General features: G+C 66.6%; 5 protein-coding genes. 4 read left to right on the plus strand and 1 reads right to left on the minus strand.

What is annotated here, in order from left to right; genetic code table 11:
• Nucleotides 1-358: 358 nt before the first annotated feature.
• From FHR96_RS18640 to FHR96_RS18650, 3 genes are read left to right on the plus strand one after another with little or no spacing between them, the layout of a single operon-like run.
• Nucleotides 359-2,077, plus strand: a complete 1,719-nt coding sequence (locus tag FHR96_RS18640) for an NADH-ubiquinone oxidoreductase-F iron-sulfur binding region domain-containing protein (RefSeq protein WP_183389241.1) — start codon at nt 359-361, stop codon at nt 2,075-2,077.
• Between the two features lie 13 nt (nt 2,078-2,090).
• Complete coding sequence (gene fdhF, locus FHR96_RS18645; RefSeq protein WP_183389242.1) at nt 2,091-4,931, plus strand: formate dehydrogenase subunit alpha; 2,841 nt, start codon at nt 2,091-2,093, stop codon at nt 4,929-4,931.
• A 49-nt stretch (nt 4,932-4,980) separates the two neighbouring features.
• Nucleotides 4,981-5,250, plus strand: a complete 270-nt coding sequence (locus tag FHR96_RS18650; RefSeq protein WP_183389243.1) for a hypothetical protein — start codon at nt 4,981-4,983, stop codon at nt 5,248-5,250.
• Between the two features lie 155 nt (nt 5,251-5,405).
• On the opposite strand, the gene FHR96_RS18655 is transcribed toward FHR96_RS18650, so the two are convergent.
• The gene (locus tag FHR96_RS18655) at nt 5,406-6,692 is read right to left on the minus strand and encodes an aromatic ring-hydroxylating oxygenase subunit alpha (protein ID WP_183389244.1); all 1,287 of its coding nucleotides are present in this window, start codon (nt 6,690-6,692) and stop codon (nt 5,406-5,408) included.
• A 477-nt stretch (nt 6,693-7,169) separates the two neighbouring features.
• On the opposite strand from FHR96_RS18655, the gene FHR96_RS18660 reads away from it, so the two are divergent.
• A partial coding sequence (locus FHR96_RS18660; RefSeq protein WP_246393038.1) for an FAD-binding oxidoreductase occupies nt 7,170-8,206 on the plus strand: 1,037 nt, incomplete at its 3' end.

Raw genomic sequence — 8,206 nt, forward strand, 5'->3', positions numbered from 1 at the left:
TCACCCTGGACGAGGCGCCGAAGGGCTACGCCGACTTCGATGGCGGGGCCGCCAAGAAATTCGTCATCGACCCCCACGGCAGCGTGGCGGCCTGAGGGGCAGGGCGGCGAGCCATTCAGGGTTATCGACCCGCACGCAACGTGGCCGCCTAAGCAAGCACTGATTTCATGGCTGTGCTCTCGTTGAGCGCAGCCATGACCCTGCAGACGGCGCCCCTCGGGGCGCCGTCTTGCGTCGCGACCTTGCCGAGAGCGACATCGGCATATCTGTCGCCCCGCCTGCCGGCGTCGTCGACGTTGCGAGCCACACACGGTGGTGCCAATCTTGCGGTAGGCACGATGATCGCGACGAGCCCACCATGAGCGTCCAGAGCGTGACCCCCAGGCGCCGCTTCCGCGGCACCCCCCGCGGCCGGGAGCTCGATCCCGCCGCACTCGACCGGCTGCGCCAATGGCTCGGCGATGAACGCGAAGCGCCGGAGCGTCGGCGTCGCGATCTACTGATCGAGCACCTCCATGTGATTCAGGACGCTCAGGGGCATCTCGCGCTCGCCGACTTGCGGGCGCTTGCCGCCTACATGAACCTGCCGATGGCGGCGGTCTACGAGACCGCGACCTTCTATGCCCATTTCGACGTCGTCCACGACGATCAGGCGCTGCCAGCGGCGATCACGGTGCGGGTCTGCGACTCGCTGCCTTGCCAGTTGGCCGGAGCCGCCGCCCTGAGGGCCGTGCTCGAGGACGGCAACGATCCCGCTGTGGTGCGAGTGCTGAGGGCCCCCTGCATGGGGCGCTGCGACATGGCGCCGGTGGTGGAGGTGGGCCATCGTCACGTCAATCACGCCACCCACGAGGCGGTGGAGGCGGTGATCGATACCGGCCACTTCCATCCCGAGGCGATCCTCTGGCAGCGGCTCGATGCCTATCGCGCCGGTGGCGGCTACCGCCTGCTGGTCGATTGTCGAGATGGTCGGGTGACGGCGGAGGCGCTGCTGGCCACCCTGGAGCGCGCCAACTTGCGCGGCCTGGGCGGTGCCGGCTTTCCCACCTTCAAGAAGTGGCGTTCCGTTCGCGACGAGCCCGGTCCGCGATACTGCGCGATCAACGCCGACGAAGGCGAGCCCGGTACCTTCAAGGATCGCCACTACCTGGAGCGTGAGCCCCACCGGGTTCTCGAGGGCGCGCTGCTCGGGGCCTGGATGGTGAATGCCGAGGCGCTCTACTTTTACCTGCGCGACGAATACCCCGGCCTGCACCGGGTACTTGGCGAGGCCATCGCCGAGCTGGAGGCCGCCGGCCTGGCCGAGCCGGGCTTTATCGTGCTGCGCCGCGGTGCCGGGGCCTACATCTGCGGCGAGGAGTCGGCGATGATCGAGTCGCTGGAAGGCAAGCCCGGCAAGCCTCGCCATCGCCCGCCGCTGGTTGCCCAGCGGGGGCTGTTCGGTCGGCCGACGCTGGTCAACAACGTCGAGACCGTCTACTGGATTCCTCGCCTCTGGCAGGAGGGCGCCGAGGCCTTCGCCGGTGAGGGACGTCGCAGTCGCCAGGGGCTGCGCAGTTTCTCGGTGTCAGGACGGGTGAACCGGCCCGGCGTGCATCTGGCGCCGGCGGGCATCACCCTGAACGAGCTGGTGGCAGAGTATTGCGGCGGCATGGCCGAGGGACATCGACTGGCCGGCTACCTGCCCGGCGGCGCCTCTGGCGGCATCCTGCCGGCGTCAAAGGCGGATATTCCGCTGGACTTCGACACCCTGCAGGAGCACGGCTGTTTCATCGGCTCGGCGGCGATCATCGTACTGTCCGACCACGACGACCTGCGCGCCGTGGCCGCCAACCTGATGGCGTTCTTCGCCGACGAGTCCTGCGGCCAGTGCACGCCCTGCCGGGTGGGCACCGAAAAGCTGCTGACCCTGATCGAGCGCGATACCTGGCAGGCGGCCGACCTGGAACGGCTGTCGCGGGTCATGATGGATGCCTCCATCTGTGGCCTTGGCCAGGCGGCGCCGAATCCGGTGCTGAGCCTGCTGCGCGACTTTCGCGATGCGCTCGCCGACCAGAACGTGATCGTTAAGGGGTAAGGGAGGGCACGTCATGAGTCACGAGACCTTCACCCTGACCCTGGACGGCGTGGAAGTGAGCGCCGCGCCCGGCGACACCCTGTGGCAGGTCGCCCTGCGTGCCGGTGAGACCATTCCCCACCTGTGCTACAAGGACGCCCCCGGCTACCGGGCCGATGGCAACTGCCGGGCTTGCATGGTCGAGATCGAGGGCGAGCGGGTGCTGGCGGCCAGCTGCCTGCGCGAGGCGGCGCCGGGCATGGTGGTGCGCAGTACCAGCTCCGAGCGGGCGCGCGCCGCCCGGGAGGGCGTCATGGCGCTGCTGTTGGTCGACCAGCCCGCGCGTGAGCAGGGCCCCGACCGTTCCAGCCACTTCTGGGACACCGCCGAGGCGCTGGGGCTCGACGCCGACGCCGTGCGCCGATGGTTGCCGCCGCGCGAGGATCGTTCGGCACCCACCGTGCACCATGTGCCGCTACGCGAGGCCGCACCGATGCATGATCGCTCGCACAGCGCCATGGCCGTGAACCTCGACGCCTGCATCGAGTGCAACCTCTGCGTGCGCGCCTGTCGCGAGGTGCAGGTCAACGACGTCATCGGGTTGGCCCATCGCGGTGCTGCATCCAAGGTGGTGTTCGACTTCGACGATCCCATGGGCGAGAGCACCTGCGTGGCCTGCGGCGAGTGCGTCCAGGCCTGCCCCACCGGTGCCCTGATGCCGGATACCCTGGTTGACGACAAGGGGCATGGTGACTCTCGCGCGGCCGATCGTCGCGTGGATTCCGTGTGCCCCTACTGCGGCGTAGGCTGTCAGCTCACCTATCAGGTCAAGGACGATGCCATCCTTGCCGTGGAAGGGCGCGATGGCCCCTCCAACCGCAACCGGCTGTGCGTCAAGGGTCGCTTCGGCTTCGACTATCCGCGCCATGCCGCGCGCCTGACCATGCCGCTGATCCGCAAGCCCGGCGTGGCCAAGGCGCTCGATCCGGACTTCGATCCTGCCAACCCGAGCAGCCACTTCCGCGAGGCGAGCTGGGACGAGGCGCTTGAACTGGCCGCCAAGGGGCTCGTCGACCTCAAGACGACCCACGGCCCGGCGGCGCTGGCCGGCTTCGGCAGCGCCAAGTGCACCAACGAGGAAGCCTGGCTGTTCCAGAAGCTGGTGCGCACCGGTTTCGGCTCCAACCACGTCGATCACTGCACCCGTCTGTGCCATGCCAGCTCGGTGGCGGCGCTGATGGAATGCATCGGTTCCGGCGCGGTGACGGCCTCCTTCCTGCAGGCACTGGAAGCCGACGTGGTGGTGCTGATCGGCTGCAATCCGGCGGTCAATCATCCGGTGGCGGCGACCTTCTTCAAGCAGGCCGCCAAGCAGGGCACTCGGATCGTGATCCTCGACCCGCGCGGCCAGGCCCTGGACGCCTACGCCCACCGCTCGCTGCGTTTCACGCCCGGGGGGGACGTGGCGCTGCTCAATGCCATGCTCAACGTCATCGTGACCGAAGATCTGGTCGACCACGACTATGTCGACGCCCACACCGAGGGGTTCGCGGCCTTGGCCGAGCACGTCCGTGAGCTGACGCCCGAGGTCATGGCGCCGAGCTGCGGCGTCGATCCGCAGGCGATTCGCGAGGTGGCCCGCCTCTACGCCACCGCCGAGCGGGCGATGATCTTCTGGGGCATGGGCATCTCCCAGCATGTTCACGGCACCGACAACGCCCGTTGCCTGATCTCGCTGGCGCTGGCCTGTGGCCATACCGGGCGTCCCGGCACCGGCCTGCATCCGCTGCGCGGTCAGAACAACGTCCAGGGCGCTTCCGATGCCGGCCTGATTCCCATGGTGCTGCCCGACTACCAGCCGGTGGGCGATGCCCAGCTACGTGCCGCCTTCGAGGAGCTGTGGAATACGCCGCTGGACGAGACGCCCGGCCTCACCGTGGTCGAGATCATGGACGCCATTCGCGATGGGGTGATCCGGGGCATGTACATCCTCGGCGAGAACCCGGCGATGTCGGACCCGGATCTCGAACATGCTCGGGCGGCCCTGGGACAGCTCGAACACCTGGTGGTGCAGGACCTGTTCGTCACCGAGACCGCCCAGTTCGCCGATGTGGTACTGCCGGCCTCGGCCTGGCCGGAGAAGGACGGCACGGTGACCAATACCAACCGCCAGGTACAGCTGGGACGCCAGGCCGTGCCCCTGCCCGGGCAGGCCAGGCCCGACTGGTGGATCATTCAGGAGATCGCCCGACGCTTCGGCCTGGGCTGGGACTACGCCCATCCCCGCGAGGTGTTCGCCGAAATGAAGCATGGCATGGTCTCGCTGGATCACATCACCTGGGAGCGCCTCGAGCGCGAGGGTTCGGTGACCTACCCTTGTCCGGCGGACGATGCACCGGGATGGGACGTGGTGTTCGGCGATGCCTTTCCCACCGCCTCGGGCAAGGCGCGATTCTCGCCGACCGTTCCGCTGCCGCCGGACGAGCCCATCGATGGCGACTACCCCACGGTGTTGACCACCGGGCGACAGCTGGAGCACTGGCATACCGGGGCCATGACCCGCCGTGCTCGGGTGCTCGATGACCTCGAGCCGGAAGCCGTGGCCAGCCTGGCGCCAGGAGAGCTACGCCGGTTGAAGCTCGTCCCGGGCGAGCCGGTGACCATCGTCACCCGACGCGGCCGGATCACCCTCAGGACACGCGTCGACCCGGGCATGACCGAAGGCATGGTGTTCGTGCCGTTCTGCTATGCCGAGGCCGCCGCCAACCTGCTGACCAACCCGGCGCTGGATCCCTATGGCAAGATTCCCGAATTCAAATACGCCGCCTGCCGGCTGAGCCCGGGAGACGGGCCTATCGAGGCGGCACCGCAATGACGCCGCTGATGGTGAACCACACCGAACCTTCCAAGAGGAGAAACATCGCATGATGATCGTCGACCTGATCGATGGGGACGACTTCCGAGAGCGCCTGGTGGCGCTGGGCATTCGGATCCCCGAGGGAGCCTGTCCCGAGACCTGTGCGCGCATGGCGCGACTCAAGCACGTGGAAGTCGGCGTACCTGGGCTCGCCGAGCTGGTGCACGAGCTGATGGCGCATAGCGACGTGATGTTGCCCTCGGTGCGTCAGGCCATCGAGAGCTTCCTGCTGCCGGACCTGGCGAAAGGTGACGAGCCACCCGCCGAGGAGGCCTGAGCGACAGCATGAGGCGGGCTGGACAAGGCCAGGCATCCGACCGCCAGAGCCGGACGGGGTGTGTCGTACGGGAGGGAGATGCGACAAGGCAATGGGCCCGCCAGCGGCGGGCCCATGATGCACAGGCGTGAAGCGGGTCGAGCAGGCGCGCTCGATCAGCCGTTGGCGAGCTGGAGATTGGGGGCGCTGTGGCCGAGGTTCTCCAGCATGCGTTCGCTGTACCAGTTGACGAAGTCGATGACGCCGTACTCGTAGGTCTCGGAGTAGGGGCCGGGCTCGTAGCTCTTCGAGTTGATGCCGCGCTGGTTTTCCTCGGCCAGGCGCCGGTCCTGATCGTTGGTGGCGTCCCATACCTTGCGCATCTCGAGGGGATCGTAGTCGACGCCTTCGACTGCCTCCTTGTGCACCAGCCACTTGGTGGTGACGATCGTCTGCTGCGGGCCGAGCGGCAGGACCCGGAACACGATGGCATGGTCGCCCATGAAGTGGTTCCAGGAGTTGGGCAGGTGCAGGATGCGCAGCGACCCCAGGTCGGCGCTCTGCAGGTTGCCCATCAGCTTCTTGCAGGCCGGCTTGCCGTCCATGGTCATCGACAACGCGCCGTCCAGCAGCGGCGTGCGGGTCAAGCGGTTGCGGCGGTCGAGACGCGTCAGCTTGTAGGGCACGCACTGGGCTTCCCAATCGGCCTGCTTGCGCTCGACCAGCGCCTTGTAGGCTGGCGTGGCGCGGGGGTCGTCGGTGTCGTCGAACTCCTGCAGGGAGTTGAGCAGCTCGGGGTGAGCGCCGTTGCAGTGGTAGCACTCACGGTTGTTCTCGAGCACCAGCTTCCAGTTGCATTGCTCGACGATGCTGGACTCGACGGCGACCTTGAGATTCGCCATGTCGTAGGGGGCCAGATAGTGATCCAGCGTCGCGAGGAAGTCGTCGATGGCCGGGGGCTCGTCGGCCAGGCTGACGAAGATGTAGCCGCCACCGGTGCGAACGTGAACCGGTTTGAGGCCGTGGGCAGAGAGGTCGAAGTCCTTGCCCATGTCGGTGCCGGCGAACAGCAGGCGACCGTCCAGCTCGTAGGTCCACTGGTGGTAGGGGCAGACCAGCTTGGCGACCTTGCCCTTGTCGGCAACGCACAACCGTGAGCCGCGATGGCGGCAGACGTTGTGGAAGGCGTGGACTTCGCCATCGCTGCCGCGCACGATCACCACGGGGTTGTCGCCGACCTCGAGAGTAATGTAGTTGCCTTTGCTGGGAATCTCGCAGGTCATGCCGGCGAACAACCACTCCTTCTCGAAGATCTCCTGCATGTCGAGGGCGAACAGGCGCTCGTCATTGTAGAAGGGCTGAGGCAGAGAGTAGTTTTGCCGGCGGTTGGCCAGCATCTCGGCGGTGGCCGCGCGGGCCGGGGCCAGGGGGTCGTCCAGGCGGGCGGGTGACATGGGATCCATGTGGGACGTTTCCTCATTGCTGGGCCGCATGAGCGGCAGCGGGATTATTGGAATACAGCCAAGGTCATAAAGGAAACACTGCGTAAATGCCTGCGCATGCAAATCGCTTCGTTGCGCGGTGCTCGAAAGCTCGCTTAACCCCTCGTTATATCTCGCTTTCTGTGCTCCGTGCGCCTTGCGCTTCACTATGCTCGGCTATTTATTCAGCGTTTTCTAAAGGGCCGCGCCCCGGTGAGCCCCGCGGCGGGTTGAGGCGAGTGTGGAACAGTGCCCGAAGGGGGGGTTGTCTACCGACGACGTGCGATGATGCAACCGCGACGCGGGGCGGCAGGAAAAGTCGAGGCGGTGTACCTGTTGGGCATGCTTGTGTCGCTAACAGGCAAGTGGCGAGGCGCCGGGCTGCGCAGAATTCGACCAACGGCAGGCGGTGGCACCGCGGTCGGAGACCCTCACGCTGCAGCCCCAGGCGACACGAACATGACAATGAACTTCCTCAATCCCGTCACCACCCAGACCTGGACCAACGGGCGCCACCTGGTGCGCTGTGTCAAGGTAATCCAGGAGACTTGGGATACGCGCACCTTCTGCTTCATGGCCGAGCAGCCGGTGATGTTCTTCTTCAAGCCGGGCCAGTTCGTGACCCTGGAGCTGGAGATCGACGGTGAACAGGTGATGCGTTCCTACACCATCTCCAGCTCGCCGTCGGTGCCGTACAGCTTCTCGATCACCGTCAAGCGCATGCCTGGTGGGGTGGTCTCCAACTGGCTGCACGACAACCTCAAGGTCAACGACGAGCTGGCCGTGCACGGTCCGGTGGGCAACTTCAACATCATCGATCATGCCGCCGACAAGGTGCTGATGCTCTCCGGCGGGGTCGGCATCACCCCGCTGATGTCGATGGTGCGCTGGCTGTTCGATACCAACGCCGCGGTGGACCTGCAGTTCGTCCACAGTTCGCGCACGCCGAAGGACATCATCTTCCATCGCGAACTCGAGCACATCTTCTCGCGGATTCCCGAGTTCAAGCTGCACATCGTCTGCGAACGCAGCGACGAGCTGGGCGAGGCCTGGGCCGGGTTCCGCGGCTACCTGAGCCAGGCAATGCTCGAGTTGATGGCGCCCGACTTCATGGACCGCGAGATCTTCTGCTGCGGCCCCACGCCCTACATGCATGCCGTCAAGCGCCTGCTCGAGTCGAACGGCTTCGACATGAGCCGCTACCACGAGGAGTCGTTCGGCGCCACGCCGCTGGACGTGCAGGAAGAGGTCATCGAGCATGTCGAGCAGGCCGAGGCCGAGGCCGAGGAGCTCGATGCCGCCGACATGCTCAGCGTTGAGTTCAGCAGCACCGGCAAGAGCGTGCGCATCCAGCCGGGCGAGACGGTACACACCGCCGCGGCCAAGCTGGGGCTGCACATTCCCAAGGCCTGCGGTATGGGGATCTGTGGCACCTGCCGGGTGCCGCTGGTCGCCGGAGAAGTCGAGATGGATCACAACGGTGGCATCACCGACAT

Source organism: Halomonas organivorans (assembly GCF_014192055.1).
GTDB lineage: Bacteria > Pseudomonadota > Gammaproteobacteria > Pseudomonadales > Halomonadaceae > Halomonas > Halomonas organivorans.